Origin of the sequence: Modestobacter versicolor (assembly GCF_014195485.1) — a bacterium.
GTDB classification, from domain to species: Bacteria; Actinomycetota; Actinomycetes; order Mycobacteriales; family Geodermatophilaceae; genus Modestobacter; species Modestobacter versicolor.
Genome location: NZ_JACIBU010000002.1, coordinates 202,478 through 220,528, shown reverse-complemented (window position 1 = coordinate 220,528; position 18,051 = coordinate 202,478). Strand labels below are relative to the sequence as shown.

Genomic DNA, 18,051 nt, shown 5'->3' with positions numbered 1-18,051 from the left:
CCTCCCGGGTGCGGGGCCGCCGTCGTCAACGGGCGGCGCGGGAGATGGCGACCGCGGCCTCGAGCACCGCGCTGACCACCTCGGGGCTGGGCCGGCGGCCCAGCCGCTCGACCGGGCCGGAGATGGAGACCGCGCCGAGCACCCCGCCGGCGCCGTCGCGCACCGGGGCGGACAGCGACGCGACCCCGGCCTCGCGCTCGGCGACGCTGTGCGCCCAGCCCCGGCGGCGGACGTCGAGCAGCGTGCGGGCGGTGAAGCTGGCCGACGGCAGCAGCTGCGTCACCTCCTCGGCGGGCGCGAAGGCCAGCAGCGCGTGCGCCGCCGACCCGGCGGTCAGCGGCAGCCGGGCGCCCACCGGGACGGTGTCGCGCAGCCCGGAGGAGCGCTCGGCGGCGGCGATGCAGACCCGGCTGCCGCCGTCGCGCACGTAGAACTGCGCGCTCTCCCCGGTGGCGTCGCGCAGCGCGGTGAGGTGCCGGCCGGCCAGCTCGGACAGGTCGGCGCCACCGCGGCCCAGCTCGGCCAGCGCCGGCCCGGGGGCCCAGGTGCCGGCCGACGTGCGGCGCAGCAGGCGGTGCGCCTCCAGCGCCGTGGCCAGCCGGTGCGCGGTGGCGCGGGGCAGTTCGGTGCGCACGACCAGCTCGGCGAGGCTGGCCGGTTCGTCGGCCACCGCGCGGAGGATCGCCACCGCTTTGTCCAGAACCGCAACAGGGTTAGGCTGTCCCACGTAGCAATACTCTCATCTCACTGTATGAGATGTACAGAGCGTGCGGAGCAACGAGGAGATCCCGTGGGCCAGACCCTGGCGCAGAAGGTGTACGAGCAGCACGTCGTCCGGCGGACGGCCGGGGAACCCGACCTCCTCTACATCGACCTCCACCTCGTCCACGAGGTGACCAGCCCGCAGGCCTTCGACGGGCTGCGGGCCGCCGGGCGCACGGTGCGCCGGCCCGACCTGACGATGGCCACCGAGGACCACAACGTCCCGACGCTGGACATCCTCAGCCCGATCGCCGACCCGGTCAGCCGGGCGCAGGTCGACGCGCTGCGCCGCAACGCCGCCGAGTTCGGCATCCGGCTGGCCCCGATGGGCGACCGCGACCAGGGCATCGTGCACGTCATCGGCCCGCAGCTGGGGCTCACCCAGCCCGGCATGACCATCGTCTGCGGCGACAGCCACACCTCCACCCACGGTGCGTTCGGTGCGCTGGCCTTCGGGATCGGCACCAGCGAGGTCGAGCACGTGCTGGCCACCCAGACGCTGCCGCAGTACCCGGCCAAGCAGATGGCGGTCACCGTCGACGGCGAGCTGCCCCCGGGCGTCTCGGCCAAGGACGTCATCCTCGCCGTCATCGCCCAGATCGGCACCGGCGGCGGCCAGGGCCACGTCATCGAGTACCGCGGCAGCGCCATCGAGGGGCTGTCGATGGAGGCCCGGATGACCATCTGCAACATGTCGATCGAGGCCGGTGCCCGCGCCGGGCTCATCGCCCCCGACCAGACCACCTTCGACTTCCTGCAGGGCCGCCCGCACGCCCCGCAGGGCGCCGACTGGGACGCCGCCGTCGCCGAGTGGTCGACGCTGCGCACCGACCCGGACGCCGTCTTCGACCGCGAGGTGCGCATCGACGCGGCGTCGCTGACCCCCTACGTCACCTGGGGTACCAACCCGGGCCAGGGCCTGCCGATCGGTGGCAGCGTGCCCGACCCGGCGCAGATCGCCGACGAGAACGAGCGGCACGCCGCGGAGTCCGCGCTGGCCTACATGGGCCTGACCGCCGGCACCCCGCTGCGCGAGATCGAGGTCGACACCGTCTTCCTCGGCTCCTGCACCAACGGCCGGATCGAGGACCTGCGGGTCGCCGCCGCGCTGCTGAAGGGCAAGCACGTCGACGCGAGCACCCGGATGCTCGTCGTCCCGGGGTCGGTCGCGGTGAAGCAGCAGGCCGAGGCCGAGGGCCTGGACCGGGTGTTCCTCGACGCCGGGGCCGAGTGGCGCGGCGCCGGCTGCTCGATGTGCCTGGGCATGAACCCCGACCAGCTCAAGCCGGGGGAGCGCTCGGCCTCCACCAGCAACCGCAACTTCCAGGGCCGCCAGGGCAAGGGCGGGCGCACCCACCTGGTCTCCCCGGCCGTCGCCGCGGCGACCGCGCTGACCGGCAAGCTCACCGCCCCGGCCGACCTGGCCGACGCCCCGATCCCGGCAGGAGTGTGACGACGATGGACGCCTTCACCACGCACACCGGCACCGCCGCCCCGCTGCGGCGCAGCAACGTCGACACCGACCAGATCATCCCGGCCGAGTACCTCAAGCGGATCACCCGCACCGGCTTCGAGGACGGGCTGTTCGTGGCCTGGCGGACGAACGAGCCCGACTTCGTGCTCAACCAGCCGCAGTACGCCGGCGCCTCGATCCTGGTCGCCGGCCCGGACTTCGGCACCGGCTCCTCGCGCGAGCACGCCAACTGGGCGCTGCTGGACGGCGGCTTCCGGGTGGTCATCAGCCCCCGGTTCGCCGACATCTTCCGCAACAACTCGACCAAGGCCGGCCTGCTCACCGTCGTCCTGCCCGAGGCCGACGTCGAGGCGCTGTGGGCGGCCGTAGAGGCCGACCCGGCGCTGCCGGTGACCGTCGACCTGCAGGCCGAGCAGGTCACCTACGGCACGACGAGCGTCCCGTTCCAGATCGACCCCTACACCCGGTGGCGGCTGCTCGAGGGCCTGGACGACGTCGGGCTCACCGAGCGGCACCTCGACGACATCACCGCCTTCGAGGCCCAGCGCCCGGCCTGGAAGCCCAGGGCGCTGCCCGCGCTGCCCCAGCCGAGCTAGCGGCGGCCGGCGGCGGTGCGGGCCGGGGAACCGGCCGGCGCCGCCGGGTCGGCGGAGAAGTCGCGGTAGTAGTCGGCCGACAGCGCGCCGGCGCTGCCGCCGACCGCCCAGACGCTGCCCTTCGCCGCCGGCGGCCACAGCGCCCCGGCGGTGCCGTGCCAGCGCACCCCGAGGGCCAGCAGCACCGACGGGATCGCCCCGCCCTGGCTGCAGACGACCGTGAGGCCGGGGCCGGCGTCACCGGCCAGCAGCCGCTGGACGGTGGCCAGGCCCGCCTGGGGGTCGGCGTCGAAGCCGGCCTCGCCGAGCTCGGGAACCTCGCCGACCGGCAGGCCGAGCGCGTCGGCCAGCGGGGCGAGGGTCTCCAGGCAGCGCACCGGGGGCGCGCTGAGCAGCCGCGCCGGGGCGAAGGCCGGCAGCACCTCGGTGAGGACGGCGGACTGCGCGCGGCCCCGCCGGTCCAGCGGCCGCTGCTCGTCCGGGCCGTCGAAGCTGCCCCGCTGCCCGGCCGAGGCGTGCCGCACCAGCAGCACCCGCGGCATCAGCGGGACGTCGGTGCGGGCCAGGTCGGCCAGCACCGCGCGGTCGTGGTCGTGGCTGACCAGCGCCGTCGCCGCGGGCACCGGCAGCCAGCGGAGCACGTCGACCTCGTCGTTGGGCACGAAGTCGCCGCCGACGGCCTGCATCACCCAGTAGTCGACCCGCTTGGGGCCACTGCGGTGGGCGTAGCGGGTCTGCACGCTGCGCCGGCCCACGGCCACCTGCAGCCCGGTCTCCTCGCGGACCTCGCGGACGGCGGCGACCAGCGGGTGCTCGCCGGCGTCGAGCTTGCCCTTGGGCAGCGACCAGTCGTCGTACTTCGGCCGGTGCACGACGGCCGTCTCCAGCACGCCGCCGGGGCCGGTGCGCCAGAGGACGCCGCCGGCGGCCGGGATGAGCGCCGGCTCCTCAGCCAGCGTTCTCACCGCGCATGGCGAGCAGCTCGGCCTGCGAGTTGCGCTCGCCGGTGCGGGTCCAGGTGCCGTCGCCGGCCAGCTGCCAGCTGCGCACGTCGGGGGCCATCGCGGCGTCGAACACCCGCTGCAGCTGCCGCTGCGCGGCCGGGTCGTTGACCCGCAGCAGCACCTCGACCCGGCGGTCCAGGTTGCGGTGCATCAGGTCGGAGCTGCCCAGCCACCACTCGGGGGAGCCGGCGTTGGCGAAGTTCATCACCCGGGAGTGCTCGAGGAAGCGGCCGACGATCGAGCGGGCGTGGATGGTCTCGCTGAGCCCGGGCACGCCGGGGCGCAGCGTGCAGATGCCGCGGATCAGCAGCTCGACCGGGACGCCGGCCCGGGAGGCCTCGTAGAGCGCGTCGATGATCTGCTCGTCGACCAGCGAGTTGACCTTGATCAGGATGCCGGACGGCTTGCCCTCGGCGGCGTGCCGCGCCTCCCGCCGGATCTTCTCCACCAGCCCGGTGCGGATGCCGTGCGGGGCCACCATCAGCGAGCGGTAGGTGGTCTGCCGCGAGTAGCCGGTGAGGGTGTTGAACAGGTCGGTGAGGTCGGCGCCGACCCGCGGGTCGGCGGTGAGGATGCCGACGTCCTCGTAGATCCGGGCGGTCTTGGGGTTGTAGTTGCCGGTGCCGATGTGGCAGTAGCGGCGGATCACGCCGTTCTCCATCCGCACCACCAGCGCGGTCTTGCAGTGCGTCTTCAGCCCGACCAGGCCGTAGACGACGTGGCAGCCGGCGCGCTCCAGCGAGCGGGCCCAGCTGATGTTGGCCTCCTCGTCGAAGCGGGCCTTGATCTCCACCAGGACGACCACCTGCTTGCCGGCCTGGGCGGCCTCGATCAGCGCCGAGACGATCGGGGAGTCGCCGGAGGTGCGGTACAGCGTCTGCTTGATCGCCAGCACGTTCGGGTCGGCCGCGGCCTGCTCGATGAAGCGCTGCACGCTGGTGGCGAAGGAGTCGTAGGGGTGGTGCACCAGCACGTCGCCCTCGCGCAGCGTGGCGAAGACGCTCTTGGGCGTCTCGCCCTCGCTCAGCCGCGGGTGGGTGGCCGGCACGAAGGGCTCGTCCTTGAGCTCGGGGCGGTCCAGGTCGTAGAGCGCCATCAGCGAGCCCAGGTCGAGCAGGCCGGGCACCGAGACGACGTCGGCCGGGCTGATCTCCAGCTCGTGCACCAGGACGTCGAGGATCTGCGGGTCCATCGTCTCGGTGACCTCGAGCCGCACCGCCGGGCCGAACCGGCGGCGGGCCAGCTCCCGCTCGAGGGCCTGCAGCAGGTCCTCGTCGCGGTCCTCCTCCACCTCCAGGTCGGCGTTGCGGGTGACCCGGAACAGGTGGTGGTCGATCACGTCGAGGCCGGGGAACAGCGAGGACAGGTGCGCGGCGATGAGGTCCTCGAGGGGGAGGAACACCGCCTGCTCGGTGACCGGGCCGACCGGGATGAACCGCGGCACGTTGTTGGGCACCTTGAGCCGGGCGAAGCGCGGCGCACCGGTCTCCGGGTCGCGCACCGAGACGGCGAGGTTGAGCGACAGCCCGCTGATGTAGGGGAACGGGTGGGCCGGGTCGACGGCCAGCGGGGTGAGCACCGGGAACACCTGGTCGCGGAAGTACTCGCGCAGCCGCATCGCGTCGGCGTCGCCGAGGTCGTCCCAGTGCACGATCCGGATGCCCTGCTCCTCCAGGCGCGGGACGACGTCCTTCTCGAACACGCTGGCGTGCCGGTGGACCAGGTCCTGGGTGCGCTCGGTCACCCGGGCCAGCTGCTCGCGGATGGTCAGGCCGTCGGGGGAGCGGACGGTCAGGCCGGTGCTCTGCCGGCGCTTGAGGCCGGCGATCCGCACCATGAAGAACTCGTCGAGGTTGCTGGCGAAGATGGAGAGGAACTTGACCCGCTCCAGCAGCGGGAGGGCGTCGTCCTCGGCCAGCTCCAGCACGCGGGTGTTGAAGTCCAGCCAGGAGAGCTCCCGGTTGAGGAACCGGTCGGCGGGCAGCGGGGAAGAGGCGGCGGGCACGGGTCGATCCTGCCTCACGGAGGTGTCCAGGAGGTGGCCTCCAGGAATCCGGAGGTTCGGTCGCCCACGCCGATCCAGCAGGCGGCGTGCAGGTCAGCGGGCGTGTCGACGTCCTGGCGCAGCCCGGGCCAGCCACCGTCGAGCGGCACCGCCCCGCCGGCGGCGTGCGCGGCGGCCGACCCGGCGCCGAAGCGCGGCTCCAGCTCGCCGTCGCGGACGGCGAGCAGCGTCGTCCCGGTGCCGGCGGCGTCGGCGACGAACGCGCGGGGCAGCGCCGCGGCGGCGGTGAGCGCCTCGGTGAGCTCCTCGGGGCGCAGCGCCGGGAGATCGGAGGAGAGGGCGGCGACCGGGCCCGCGGCCCGCAGCCGCGCCTGCTCGGCGCCGTGCGCGAGGGCTGCGTTCAGCCCGCTGTCGGGCTCGTCGCCGACCGTCTCCGCGCCCAGCGCGGTGACCACGGCGGCGGCCCGCGGCTCGTCGGTGACCACCAGCACCAGCCCCACGGCCGGACTGCGCAGCGCCGCGGCGACGGTGTCGCCCAGCAGCGCCAGCACCAGGTCTCCGTGGCCGGCCGGCGGTGCCCCGCCCAGCGCGGCGGTCAGCGGGGTCAGCCGGGTCTTGGCCGCGACCAGCCGCTTCGCCGGGACGACGACCGACCACCGCTGCACCCGGTCAGCCCACCACACGACGTCGCCGGCCCGGTGTGGTGGTCTGCTCCCCGCACCGTCCCCGCCCCGAGGAGCACCCGGCGATGAGCACCACCCCCGAACGCACGGCCGAGGTGGCCGCCGACCTGGCCCCCTACCTGGAGTCGTGGCTGGAGCACCAGCGCCGGCGGTCGCGGGTGCCCGGGGTGCAGGCCGCGGTGCGGGTCGGTGACCGGGTGGTGCTGGACACCGCGCTCGGCGCCGCCGACGTGAGCACCGGTGCGCCGCTGACCACCGGTCACCTGTTCCGGATCGCGTCGCACTCCAAGACCTTCACCGCCACCGCCGTCCTGCAGCTGGTGGAGGCCGGCCGGCTGCGGCTGGACGACCCGATCGCCGCGCTCGTGCCGGCGATGGCCGGCACCGGGCTGGCCGACGTCACCGTCCGCGAGCTGCTGGGCCACCAGGGCGGGGTGGTCCGGGACGGCCGGGACAACGACCACTGGCAGCTGCTGCAGCCCTTCCCGGACGAGCAGCGGCTGACCGGCATCGCCGTCGACGAGGGCGTGGTGCTGGAGCGCAACGAGCACTTCAAGTACTCCAACATCGGCTACTCGCTGCTCGGGCTGGCGATCGAGGCGGTCACCGGCACCGGCTACGGCGCGCACGTGCAGGCCGCGGTCGTCGACCGGCTCGGCCTGGCCGACACCGGCCCGGACTGGGACCCGGCCCGGGCCGTCGAGCACGCGGCCGGGCACACCGGCCTGCTGGACGGCGAGGACACCCGGCTGACCGTCCCGCACGTCGACACCCGGGCGATGGCCGCGGCCACCGGCTTCTTCTCCACCGCCCGCGACCTCACCACCTTCGGCGCCGCCCACTTCACCGGCGACACCACGCTCCTGACCGAGGCGAGCAAGCGGCTGATGCGCCGGCCGGAGTCGGAGATCCGGGCGCACGGCGGCGACCCGCGGTACTACGGGCTCGGGATGGACCTGCGGACCGTCGGCGAGCGGCGGCTGGTCGGGCACAGCGGCGGCTACCCGGGGCACATCACCCGCACCTGGATCGACCCAGAGGGCCGGCTCGTGGTCAGCGTGCTCACCAACGCCGTCGACGGGCCGGCCGACGTGCTGGCCCGCGGGCTCGTGGCCCTGCTCGACCTGGCGCTGGCCGCGCCGGAGGACGCGGACCGCCCGCCCGCCGCGGAGCTGCAGCGGTACACCGGCCGGTTCGCCAACCTCTGGGGCGTGACCGACGTGGCCCTGCTCGGCGGCCGGCTGGTCCTGCTGCACCCCGCGGCGGCCGAGCCCACCGAGGACCACGCCGAGCTGACCGTGGTCGACCCGGACACCCTGCGGCTGGAGACCGTCCCGGGGTTCGGCAGCCCGGGGGAGACCGTGGACTACGAGTGGGCCGACGACGGCACCGTGGCCCGGGTGCGGATCGGCGGCATCTCCGCCTGGCCGCTGGAGGTCTTCCGCGCCGGCCGCGCCGCGCAGGTCGCCCGGTGAGCGCGCTGCTGCTGCGGCGTGCCCGGCTGGGCCGCACGGTGCGCGACGTCCTGCTGGTCGACGGGCGGGTGCACGCCGTCGCCGACGACCTCTCCGCCGGTGCCCCCGGCCTCCCGGCGCTGCCGCGACCGCTGGAGGTCGTCGACCTGGCCGGCGCCGTGCTGCTGCCCGGGCTCACCGACGCCCACGTCCACCTGGAGCAGTGGGCCGCCGCCCGGCGCCGGATCGACGTCTCGGGCGCCGGGTCGGCCGCCGAGGCCGCCGCGCTCGTCGCCGCGGCCGTCCGGGCGGGCGGGGCGCAGCCCGGCGCGGTGGTGGTCGGCCACGGGTTCCGGGACGCGCTGTGGGCCACCCCGCCGGACGCCGCGCTCCTCGACGACCTGCTCCCCGGCGTGGTGGTCGTGCTGGTCAGCGCCGACCTGCACACGGCCTGGTGCAGCAGCGCGGCGGTGCGGCGGTTCGGGCTCAGCGACCCGGCCGGGGTGGTCGTCGAGCAGGAGGCGATGGAGCTCATGGCCCGGGCCGCTGCCGTCGAGCAGGGGGTCCTCGACGGCTGGGTGCTCGCGGCCACCGACGCCGCCGCGGCCCGCGGCGTCACCGCCGTCGTCGACTTCGAGTACGGCGACCTGGTGGCCGCCTGGGCCCGCCGCGCGGCGCTTCGCCCGGGCGGGCCGGCGCTGCGGGTGCGCACCGCGGTGTGGGCCGACCGGCTGGAGGTGACCGTCGCCGCGGGGCTGCGCAGCGGCGACCCGCTGCCCGGGGTGGCCGACCCGGTCGCCGCCGAGCGGCTGCGGATGGGGCCGCTGAAGCTCTTCGTCGACGGCTCGCTGGGCACCCGCACCGCCTGGTGCAGCGCGCCGTACCCGGGCGACGGCGACCACGGGGTGCTGCGCACGCCGCTGCCCGAGCTCGAGCGGCTGCTCCGCCGCGGCGCGGCGGCCGGGCTGGACCTCGCGGTGCACGCGATCGGCGACCGGGCGACGGCGATCGCGCTCGACGCCTTCGCCGCCACCGGCTGCACCGGCCGGGTCGAGCACGCCCAGCAGGTGCACGAGGAGGACCTGGCCCGGTTCGCCGAGCTGGGGGTGGTGGCCAGCGTCCAGCCGCGGCACGCGCTCGACGACCGGGACATCGCCGACCAGCACTGGGCCGGCGTCACCGGGCGGGCCTTCCCGTACCGCGCCCTGGTCGACGCCGGCGCGCAGGTGGTGCTGGGTTCCGACGCCCCGGTCGCGGCGCTGGACCCGTGGGACGGCATCGCCAGCGCCGTCCACCGCTCGCTGGACGACCGCTCGCCCTGGCACCCCGAGCAGCACCTGGACCTCGAGGTCGCGCTGGCCGCGGCGAGCGGCGGCCGGCGCTCGGTGCGGGTCGGCGACCCGGCCGACCTCGTCGTGCTGGCCGAGCCGCCCGCCGTCGTGCTGGCCCGCGACGGTGCCGACGGGCTGCGCGCCACCGAGGTGCTGGGCACGCTCGTCGCCGGCCGGTGGACCCACCGGGCGGCCGCGCTGGGCTGACCGACACCCCGGCCGGCGAGGGGCGCTTGCGCCCCCGGAGGAGGTGGGGGGCACGATCATGAGCCGGGCCACCCTGCGCCGTCCTGCATCCGGGCGCCGGCCGGGCCCGCGAGACGGAAGAGGTGCCAGGTGTCGCAGGAGCTGCCGCCCAGCGGGCCGCCCGGTGCCGGGGTGGTGCCCGCCCCGCGCCCGCCGCGCCGGGTGACGCGGCGTCCGGTGCCCCTGGCGCTGTGGCTCTGCGTGCTGGTCGTCTACCCCGTCGCCTCGCTGCTGTTCCGGCTGCGGTACCGGCACGCCGAGCGGATCCCGGCCACCGGCGGGGTGCTGCTGGTCGCCAACCACGTCTCGATCCTCGACCCGCTGGCGTGCGCCCGGCTGGTCTGGGACGCCGGCCGGACGCCGCACTTCCTGGCCAAGGAGTCGGTGTTCACCGGGCTGGCCGGCACGATCCTGCGCGGCGCCGGCCAGATCCCGGTCTCCCGCGGCACGAGTGCGGCCAGCTCCTCGGTGCACGCGGCCAAGGCGGCGCTGGACGGCGGCGACGTCGTGGTCATCTACCCCGAGGGCTCGGTGACCCGCGACCCCGACTGGTGGCCGATGCAGCCGCGCTCCGGGGTCGCCCGGCTGGCCCTCACCACCGACGCCGTCGTGCTGCCCGTCGCCCAGTGGGGCCCGCAGCGGGTGCACGACTACCACTCCAAGCGGCTGCACCTGCGGCTGCGCACCCCCGCGGACTACCTGGTCGGCGAGCCGGTCGACCTCTCCGCGCAGCGGGCCCGGGTGCAGCCCGGCCAGCCGCTGCCCGGCGAGCTGCTGCGCGAGGTCACCGACCTGCTGATGGTCCGGGTGCGCGACCAGCTGGGTGAGCTGCGCGGCGAGCAGCCGCCCGCCGAGTTCGCCGCCCGGCCGGTCCGGCGCACCGCCGGCGACCTCCCGGGGGAGGCGGCGTGACCGAGCTCGCGAGGGCACGGATGAGCACAGCACGCCGCGGCACGAGGCCGACGAGCTCCGGCGAGGAGGCGGCGTGACGCGCGCTGCGGTGCTCGGCGCGGGCTCCTGGGGCACCACCTTCGCCAAGGTGCTCGCCGACGCCGGGTGCGACGTCACCCTGCACGCCCGCCGGCCCGAGCTGGTCGCCGCGATCTCCGCGACCCGGCAGAACGCCGACTACCTGCCCGGTGTCCGGCTGCCCGACGCGGTGCGGGCGACCGGCGACCCGGCCGAGGCCCTGGACGGCGCCGACGTGGTCGTGCTCGCCGTCCCCAGCCAGACGCTGCGGGAGAACCTCGCCGGCTGGGCGCCGCTGCTGCCCGGCGACGCCTCGCTGCTGTCGCTGATGAAGGGCGTCGAGCTGGGCACCACCAAGCGGATGAGCGAGGTGATCTGCGAGGTCACCGGCGCCGGCGCCGACCGGGTCGCCGCGCTGTCCGGGCCCAACCTGGCCCGGGAGATCGCCGAGGAGCAGCCCTCGGCCACCGTCATCGCCTGCTCGGACACCGACCGGGCCGAGGCGCTGCAGGCCGCCTGCCACACCCGCTACTTCCGGCCGTACACCAACGCCGACCTGGTCGGCTGCGAGCTGGGCGGGGCCGTCAAGAACGTCATCGCGCTGGCCTGCGGCGTCGCGGCGGGGCTGGGCTTCGGCGACAACACCCGCGCCTCGCTGATCACCCGCGGCCTGGCCGAGACCGCGCGGCTGGGCATGGCGCTGGGCGCCGACGTGACCACCTTCGCCGGCCTGGCCGGGCTGGGTGACCTGGTCGCCACCTGCTCCTCGCCGCTGTCGCGCAACCGCACCTTCGGCGAGCACCTCGGCCAGGGCATGTCCGTGGCCGAGGTGCTGGAGATCACCAAGCAGACCGCCGAGGGCGTGAAGACCTGCCGGTCGGTGCTGGACCTGGCCCGCGCGCACGGCGTCGACGTGCCGATCACCGAGGCCGTCGTCCGGGTCTGCCACGAGGGCGAGTCGGCCGAGCAGATGGTACGCGAGATGATGTCCCGCGAGGCGAAGCCGGAGTAGGCGGCCGCCGCACCTCGGAGAGGACTGCCCGTGAGCACCCCTGACCTGCCCACCGGGCTCGGCGACGGCACCCGGCTGGTGCACGGCGGCGACGAGCCGGTCGTCCCGGGCACGCCGCTGCGGCCCTCGCCGGTCTTCGCCGCGCCGTACCACCTGGGCGACGAGGCCCCCGGCTGGCAGGGCGCCGACGGCTACGCCCGGCCGGACAACCCGACGCTGCGGGTCTTCGAGCGGGCCGTGGGCGAGCTGGACGGCGGCGACTGCCTGTCCTTCGCCACCGGCATGGCCGCGATCAGCTCGGCGGTGCTGGCCCTGGTGCGCCCCGGCGACCGCGTGGTGCTGCCCTCCGACGGCTACTACGCCACCCGGGTGCTGGCCCGCGACGAGCTGGAGCGCCTCGACGTGCGCGTCGAGCTGGTGCCCACGCTGGAGATCGAGGACGTCGCCGCCCGCGGTGACCTCGAGGGCGCGCGGATGGTGCTGCTGGAGACCCCGAGCAACCCGCAGCTCGACGTCTGCGACATCGCCGCCGTCGCCCGGGCCACCCAGGCCGCCGGGGCCGTGCTCGCCGTCGACAACACCACCGCCTCCCCGATCGGGCAGCGGCCGCTGGCGCTCGGCGCCGACATCACCACGGGGTCGGACACCAAGGCGCTCACCGGGCACAGCGACGTCCTGCTCGGGCACGTCAGCACCGCCCGCACCGACCGCGGCCGCGAGCTGCACACCCGGATCGCGGCCTGGCGGAAGACCACCGGCAACACCCCCGGCGCCTTCGAGGCGTGGCTGGCGCACCGGTCGATGGGCACCCTGGACCTGCGGCTGGCCCGGCAGGCCGCCAACGCCGCCGCGCTCACCGAGCTGTTCGCCGCGCACCCCGCCGTCTCCGGCGTGCGCTGGCCGTGGCGGCCGCAGGACCCCTCCTACGCGCTGGCGCAGCGGCAGATGCTGCGACCCAACGGCGTGGTCTCCGCCGAGCTCGCCGACGAGGACGCGGCCCGCCGGCTGGTGCGCGCCAGCCGGTTCGTCGTGGCCGCCACCAGCTTCGGCGGCATCCACACCACCGTCGACCGGCGGGCCCAGTGGGGCGGCGACGCGGTCCCCGCGGGGTTCGTCCGCTTCTCCTGCGGGATCGAGGACACCGCCGACCTGATCGCGGACCTCACCCAGGCCCTCGGGACGCTCGGCTAGGGTCAGCCGCGATGAGCGGGAGCACGCGCAGGACCAGGGTCGCTGTCGTCTTCGGCGGACGGAGCGCGGAGCACGCGATCTCCTGCGTCTCGGCCGGGAGCGTGCTCGCCGCGCTCGACCCGGACCGCTACGAGGTGGTGCCGGTCGGCATCACCCGGGACGGCCGCTGGGTGCTGCACGACGGCGCCGCGCTGGCCATCGAGGGCGGCACGCTGCCCGAGGTCACCGACGGCACCCCGGTCACCCTGGTGGGCGACCCGGCGGGCCGGGGGCTCGCGGTGCTCGACGCCGGGCAGGCGGTCGGGCAGCTCACCGAGGTCGACGTCGTCTTCCCGGTGCTGCACGGCGCCTACGGCGAGGACGGCACCATCCAGGGCCTGCTGGAGATGTCCGGGCTGCCCTACGTCGGCTCCGGGGTGTTCGCCAGCGCCGCGTCGATGGACAAGGAGTTCACCAAGAAGCTGCTGTCCGCCGCCGGCATCGCCCAGGGCGACCACGTGGTCCTGCGGGACGCCAGCGGGGCGGTCTGCCCCGACCCCACCGTGCTCGACGAGGACGCTCGCGAGCGGCTCGGGCTGCCGGTGTTCGTCAAGCCCTCCCGGGCCGGGTCGAGCATCGGGATCACCCGGGTCACCGACTGGGCGCAGTTCCCCGAGGCCGTCGCGACGGCGGCGGCGGTCGACCGCAAGGTCGTCGTCGAGGCCGCCGTCCCCGGCCGGGAGGTCGAGTGCGGGGTCCTCGCCCGGCCCGGCGGCGGGCTGCCCGACGCCAGCCTCCCGGCCGAGATCCGGCTGCGCCCGGGCACCGAGTGGTACGACTTCGACGCCAAGTACCTCGAGGACGCCGTGGAGTTCGACGTCCCCGCCGGGCTGACCGCCGAGCAGACCGCCGCGGTGCAGCAGATCTCCCGCCGGGCGTTCCTCGCCATGGACTGCCGCGGCCTGGCCCGGGTCGACTTCTTCCTCTCCACCGACCCGGGCACCGGTGCCGACCGCTGGGTGGTCAACGAGGTCAACACGATGCCCGGGTTCACGCCGATCTCGATGTTCCCGCGGATGTGGGCGGCGACCGGCGTCAGCTACCCCGAGTTGGTCGACCGGCTGGTCGCCAGCGCCCTGGACGGTGCCGTGCTGGACGGCGGGTGACCGACCGGCTGGGGCCCCTCGCGGCGGCGGGGCTGGTGCTGCTGAGCCCGTTCTGCACCGGCTGCGCGTCCGGCGAGGACCCGGACGGCCCGCCCGCGGCGTCCTCGCCGGCGGTCCCCACCTCGGCCGACGGCCTCGAGGCGCTGCTGGTCGACGAGGTGCCCTCCGGGCTGCCGCGGGTGCCCGACGACGAGCTGGACCCGCCGGCGGGGGAGAAGACGATCGACGACGTCGCCCGCTACGGCACCGACGCCGCCGAGCAGCGCGCGGTGCTCACCGACTACGGCTACCTGCGCGGCTGGGAGCGGTTCTGGAAGTCCGGGGACGCGCTCACCAGCGTCTTCCTCGACCAGTTCGGCGACGCGACCGGCGCGGCCACCTACGCCGAGGACCTCGCCCGCAACGACACCGAGTACTACGGCGGCGAGCTGGACCGCGAGCCCGGCGACCTGCCCGACGGGTGCGTGCTGATGGCCCGCGACGAGCCGGCGCCCGAGCACGGGTTCGCCGGGCCGGCGGCCTTCGCCTGGTGCGCGGCGGGCGAGTTCACCGTCGCGGTGGCCGCCGTCTCGACCGACCCCACCGACGCCCGGGCCGAGGTCACCGCCGTCACGGTGCGGCAGCTGGGCCTGCTGCCCTCGGGCTGAGGGCTCAGTTCGTGGGTGCGGGCAGCGGACCCGGCGCCGGCTCGGTGTAGGGGATCGCGGTGGCGATGATCGTGCTCGCCGCGGTGACCAGCGCGCTGTCGGTGCTCGCCGGCACGCTCATCTGCACCGGCACCAGCCGGTCGACCGTCGTCCAGACGACCGTCTCCGGGTCGGCGGTGTCGACGAACCACTGGACGCCGTTGATCTCGATCGGGCTGCTGCCCAGGACGAAGCCGGCCGGCGGGGCGACCCCGCAGACCAGCACCACCGCCGGGTCGCCCCACGCGTAGGCGAACAGGGTGTCCGACCGCACCATCCGCGAGGTCTCGCCGGCCAGCTCCAGCGGCAGCTGGCCCATCAGCGCGGGGCAGGCCAGGTCGGCCTCCGGGGTGACGTCGGGGGTGTCGACGTCCACCGGGGGCAGGTCGCCGCGCGGGGCGGGGGTCTCCCCGGAGACGTCGGCCACCGGGGAGTCGGCCGCGGGCTCGGGGTCGTCGCCGACCACGTTCACCAGCACCAGCAGCGCGGCGACCAGCGGCACCAGGACGGCGAGGCTGATCAGCGCCGCCCGGCGCAGCGGGTCGGGGGAGCCGGTCGTGCTCAGCGGCTCAGAGGTTGACGACGGGGCAGGTCAGCGTCCGGGTGATGCCGTCGACCGACTGCACCCGGGCCACGACCAGCCGGCCGAGCTCGTCGACGGTGTTGGCCTCGGCCCGGACGATGACGTCGTAGGGCCCGGTGACGTCCTCGGCCTTGGTCACCCCGGCGATCTCGCCGATGCTCGCGGCGACCGCGGCTGCCTTGCCGACTTCGGTCTGGATCAGGATGTAGGCGTGGACCACGGGTTGACCTTCCTCGGGCAGTGCACGTGCGGCACCTGCCGCCTCGGCGACGGCAGGGAGTGCGGGTGGCCCGCGGTTCAGCGCGCCGACCGGCAACGTTACCGATCCGGACGGCGGGCCGCGTGACGCGGCCCCGGCCGCTGGTGCCCGGACCCGACCCCGCCGACAGCGTGGGCGTGGTCGGCGAGTTCGGGCTCATCGCGCGGGTGGTCGCCCGCTCCGGGACCGCGGCGCTGGCCGAGGTCGGCCCGGGCGACGACGCGGCGGTGCTGCGCACCCCCGACGGCCGGGTGGTCGCCTGCACCGACGTGCTGGTCGAGGGGCGCCACTTCCGCCGCGACTGGTCCTCGGCGGAGGACGTCGGGCACAAGGCGGCCGCCGCCAACCTGGCCGACATCGCCGCGATGGGCGCCGTGCCGACCGCGCTGCTGGTCGGGCTGGCCTGCCCCTCGAGCACCCCGGCGGCGTGGCTGGAGGGGGTCGCCACCGGCATGGCCGAGGAGTGCGCGCCGTTCGGCGCCGCGGTCGTCGGCGGGGACACCTCGGCCAGCGCACCCGACTCGGCCTCCGTCGTCCTGTCGGTGACCGCGCTGGGCGACCTGGGCGGCCGGGCGCCGGTGACCCGCTCCGGTGCCCGGCCGGGCGACGTCGTCGCCGTCGCCGGGCGGCTGGGCTGGTCGGCGTGCGGGCTGGCCGTGCTCCGGCGCGGCTTCACCGCCCCCGCCGCGGCCGTCTCCGCCCACCGCCGGCCCCGGCCGCCGTACGCCGCCGGACCGGCCGCCGCCGACGCCGGGGCGACCTCGATGTGCGACACCAGCGACGGGCTGCTCGCCGACGCCGGCCACCTCGCCGAGGACAGCGGCGTGCGGATCGAGCTGGACGGGGAGGTGCTGCGGGCGGCGTTCGTGGTCGGCCCGCTGCCCCAGGTGGCCGCAGCGCTGGGCGGCGACCCGCTGGGCTGGGTGCTCACCGGTGGCGAGGACCACGCGCTGGTCGCCACCTTCCCACCCGGTGCGCAGCTGCCGGCCGGGTGGACCACGATCGGCAGCGTGCACGACAGCGACGAGGGGGGACCGGGAGTGCGGGTGGACGGCGTGCCGGCAGCGGCGGTGGCGGCGGAGCTGGGGGAGGGCACCGGGCATGTCCACTTCGGCGGCTGAGCCCTCCCCGGTCGTGCTCCGCGCCGTGGGCTACGCCGACCCGGTGGCCCAGGAGCTGGTCGAGCGGGTCCAGCAGGAGTACGTCGTCCGCTACGGCGGCCGGGACGCAGCGGTGGTCGACCCGGCCGAGTTCTCCGCACCGCTCGGGCTGTTCCTGGTCGCCGAGGTCGACGGGGTGCCCGCCGGCTGCGGCGGGTGGCGGGCGCAGGGCGACGGGGTCGCGGAGCTGAAGCGGATGTACGTCGAGCCGGCCTTCCGGCGGCGGGGCATCGCGGCCCTGCTGCTGGCCGAGCTCGAGCGCACCGCCGTCGCGGCCGGGCACCGGCACCTGCTGCTCAACTCCGGGGACCGCCAGCCCGAGGCGCTGGCGCTCTACGCCCGGGCGGGGTACACACCCGTGGCCGGGTACGGGGTCTACGCCGACGCACCCGGTGCGGTCTTCCTGGGCAAGGACCTGGACGGCGCAGACCTGGACGGCGTGGACCTGGACAGCGCGCGGGCAGCGGGGGACGAGGAGGACGCATGGGCGTCGTGACGGTGTCAGCGCCCTTCGGGGCCGGCGGGGCGGAGATCGCCCCGGCGGTGGCCGAGCGGCTCGGGCTGCCCTTCCACGACCGGGTCATCCCGGCCCAGGTCGCCGGGCGGCTGGGGGTGCCGGTCGCCGAGGCCGAGGCCAACGACGAGACGGTCACCCGCGGCCTGTGGCGGCTGGTGAGCTCGCTGGGCACGATGCCCGACCCGGTCGGCGGGGTGCTGCCCACGTCGGCGCTGCCCGACGAGCGGGCCTACCGGGTACAGACCGAGCGGGTGCTGGGGGAGATCGCGGCCGGTCCGGGCGGGGTGGTGCTCGGCCGGGCGGCGGCGATGGTGCTGCGCGACCGGCCCGACGTGCTGCACGTGCGCCTGGACGGCCACCCGGACCGGCGGCTGGCCGCCGCGGTGGCGCACTCGGGCGGGAGCGAGGACGAGGTCCGGCGACGGCGGGACGCCGCCGACCGGGCCCGGGAGGCCTACGTGCGGCACTTCTACCGGTGCGACCCCGCCGAGGCCCGGCACTACCACCTGGTGGTGGACAGCACCGAGCTGCCGCACGACACCGTGGTGGAGCTGGTGGTGACCGCCGCCCGCGCCCGCGGCATCGGCGGCTGAGCACGCGAAGGACCCCGGAGGCCGTGGGGCCTCCGGGGTCCGTCGAACGTCAGCGCTGGGGCGTCAGCCCCGGACGACCTTGCCCGCGCGGATGCACGAGGTGCAGGCGTTGATGCGGCGGCGGGTGCCGGCACCGACGATGGCCTTCACGGCCTGGATGTTCGGGTTCCAACGGCGCGGCGTACGGCGGTGCGAGTGGGACACCGACATGCCGAAACCGGGGCCCTTGCCACACACGTCGCACACGGCAGCCACGGTCGATCACTCCCAGAGAATTGGTCCAGCTGAAGTCAGGTCGCGGTGCCCCCGGACGCCTGGGAGAACCCCAGGGCATGGCCCGGCCACGCACACGCTGACGACCACTGTAACCGGTGATCGGCA

19 protein-coding genes are annotated in these 18,051 nt (G+C 75.9%); 12 read left to right on the top strand and 7 right to left on the bottom strand.

Annotation, left to right across the window (positions count from 1 at the left end; all coding sequences use genetic code 11):
• Positions 1 to 25 precede the first annotated feature (25 nt).
• A complete protein-coding gene (locus FHX36_RS21075; RefSeq protein WP_183514330.1) occupies positions 26 to 727 on the bottom strand; it encodes an IclR family transcriptional regulator domain-containing protein in 702 nt (233 codons plus the stop codon).
• A gap of 63 nt (positions 728 to 790) precedes the next feature.
• On the opposite strand from FHX36_RS21075, the gene leuC reads away from it, so the two are divergent.
• Complete coding sequence (gene leuC / locus FHX36_RS21070) at positions 791 to 2,215, top strand: 3-isopropylmalate dehydratase large subunit (protein WP_110553744.1); 1,425 nt, start codon at positions 791 to 793, stop codon at positions 2,213 to 2,215.
• 5 nt (positions 2,216 to 2,220) lie between these two features.
• Positions 2,221 to 2,832, top strand: coding sequence for a 3-isopropylmalate dehydratase small subunit (gene leuD, locus FHX36_RS21065; RefSeq protein WP_110553748.1), 612 nt, complete (start codon positions 2,221 to 2,223; stop codon positions 2,830 to 2,832).
• On the opposite strand, the gene FHX36_RS21060 is transcribed toward leuD, so the two are convergent.
• The 3 genes from FHX36_RS21060 to cofC are packed head-to-tail and all read right to left on the bottom strand — an operon-like array spanning position 2,829 to position 6,506.
• Complete coding sequence (locus FHX36_RS21060; protein ID WP_110553745.1) at positions 2,829 to 3,797, bottom strand: NUDIX hydrolase; 969 nt, start codon at positions 3,795 to 3,797, stop codon at positions 2,829 to 2,831. The genes leuD and FHX36_RS21060 overlap by 4 nt on opposite strands.
• Positions 3,781 to 5,841: an RNA degradosome polyphosphate kinase gene (locus tag FHX36_RS21055; protein WP_110553747.1), complete on the bottom strand. Its 2,061-nt coding sequence runs from the start codon at positions 5,839 to 5,841 to the stop codon at positions 3,781 to 3,783. The genes FHX36_RS21060 and FHX36_RS21055 overlap by 17 nt, the downstream gene beginning before the upstream one ends.
• Before the next feature lie 14 nt (positions 5,842 to 5,855).
• Positions 5,856 to 6,506: a 2-phospho-L-lactate guanylyltransferase gene (gene cofC / locus FHX36_RS21050; protein ID WP_183514321.1), complete on the bottom strand. Its 651-nt coding sequence runs from the start codon at positions 6,504 to 6,506 to the stop codon at positions 5,856 to 5,858.
• Positions 6,507 to 6,589: 83 nt separating this feature from the next.
• Here cofC and FHX36_RS21045 point away from each other — a divergent pair, with 83 nt between their 5' ends.
• From FHX36_RS21045 to FHX36_RS21015, 7 genes are all read left to right on the top strand, one after another.
• Positions 6,590 to 7,999 carry a serine hydrolase domain-containing protein gene (locus tag FHX36_RS21045; RefSeq protein ID WP_110554260.1) on the top strand — a complete coding sequence of 470 codons (1,410 nt, stop codon included), beginning with the start codon at positions 6,590 to 6,592 and terminating at the stop codon, positions 7,997 to 7,999.
• Complete coding sequence (locus tag FHX36_RS21040) at positions 7,996 to 9,516, top strand: amidohydrolase family protein (protein ID WP_183514319.1); 1,521 nt, start codon at positions 7,996 to 7,998, stop codon at positions 9,514 to 9,516. Before FHX36_RS21045 ends, FHX36_RS21040 begins: the two co-directional genes overlap by 4 nt.
• 129 nt (positions 9,517 to 9,645) lie before the next feature.
• Positions 9,646 to 10,467 (top strand): lysophospholipid acyltransferase family protein, encoded by an 822-nt coding sequence (locus tag FHX36_RS21035; RefSeq protein ID WP_258372849.1) that lies wholly within the window; start codon positions 9,646 to 9,648, stop codon positions 10,465 to 10,467.
• 73 nt (positions 10,468 to 10,540) lie between these two features.
• Positions 10,541 to 11,536 (top strand): NAD(P)H-dependent glycerol-3-phosphate dehydrogenase, encoded by a 996-nt coding sequence (locus tag FHX36_RS21030; protein ID WP_110552964.1) that lies wholly within the window; start codon positions 10,541 to 10,543, stop codon positions 11,534 to 11,536.
• Between the two features lie 30 nt (positions 11,537 to 11,566).
• The gene (locus FHX36_RS21025; protein ID WP_110552963.1) at positions 11,567 to 12,727 is read left to right on the top strand and encodes a cystathionine gamma-lyase; all 1,161 of its coding nucleotides are present in this window, start codon (positions 11,567 to 11,569) and stop codon (positions 12,725 to 12,727) included.
• A gap of 11 nt (positions 12,728 to 12,738) precedes the next feature.
• Entirely contained in the window at positions 12,739 to 13,872 is a 1,134-nt protein-coding gene (locus FHX36_RS21020) for a D-alanine--D-alanine ligase family protein (RefSeq protein ID WP_110552962.1), read from the top strand.
• Complete coding sequence (locus tag FHX36_RS21015) at positions 13,869 to 14,519, top strand: hypothetical protein (RefSeq protein ID WP_110552961.1); 651 nt, start codon at positions 13,869 to 13,871, stop codon at positions 14,517 to 14,519. The genes FHX36_RS21020 and FHX36_RS21015 overlap by 4 nt, the downstream gene beginning before the upstream one ends.
• A gap of 4 nt (positions 14,520 to 14,523) precedes the next feature.
• Here the strand turns inward: FHX36_RS21015 and FHX36_RS21010 are convergent, their stop codons facing one another.
• Complete coding sequence (locus FHX36_RS21010) at positions 14,524 to 15,060, bottom strand: DUF3515 domain-containing protein (RefSeq protein WP_258372848.1); 537 nt, start codon at positions 15,058 to 15,060, stop codon at positions 14,524 to 14,526.
• 67 nt (positions 15,061 to 15,127) lie between these two features.
• Positions 15,128 to 15,361, bottom strand: coding sequence for an Lrp/AsnC ligand binding domain-containing protein (locus tag FHX36_RS21005; protein ID WP_110552959.1), 234 nt, complete (start codon positions 15,359 to 15,361; stop codon positions 15,128 to 15,130).
• 122 nt (positions 15,362 to 15,483) lie between these two features.
• Between FHX36_RS21005 and FHX36_RS21000 the strand changes: the two genes are divergently transcribed.
• Genes FHX36_RS21000 through FHX36_RS20990 form a run of 3 tightly spaced genes read left to right on the top strand, consistent with a single transcriptional unit; the run spans position 15,484 to position 17,670 of the window.
• Complete coding sequence (locus FHX36_RS21000; protein WP_258372847.1) at positions 15,484 to 16,521, top strand: thiamine-phosphate kinase; 1,038 nt, start codon at positions 15,484 to 15,486, stop codon at positions 16,519 to 16,521.
• Positions 16,502 to 17,056, top strand: a complete 555-nt coding sequence (locus tag FHX36_RS20995) for a GNAT family N-acetyltransferase (RefSeq protein ID WP_110552958.1) — start codon at positions 16,502 to 16,504, stop codon at positions 17,054 to 17,056. Before FHX36_RS21000 ends, FHX36_RS20995 begins: the two co-directional genes overlap by 20 nt.
• A complete protein-coding gene (locus FHX36_RS20990; protein ID WP_110552957.1) occupies positions 17,044 to 17,670 on the top strand; it encodes a cytidylate kinase-like family protein in 627 nt (208 codons plus the stop codon). The genes FHX36_RS20995 and FHX36_RS20990 overlap by 13 nt, the downstream gene beginning before the upstream one ends.
• Positions 17,671 to 17,733: 63 nt before the next feature.
• Here the strand turns inward: FHX36_RS20990 and rpmB are convergent, their stop codons facing one another.
• On the bottom strand, positions 17,734 to 17,916 hold the full coding sequence (rpmB, locus tag FHX36_RS20985) for a 50S ribosomal protein L28 (protein WP_425487829.1): 183 nt from the start codon (positions 17,914 to 17,916) through the stop codon (positions 17,734 to 17,736).
• Positions 17,917 to 18,051 lie beyond the last annotated feature (135 nt).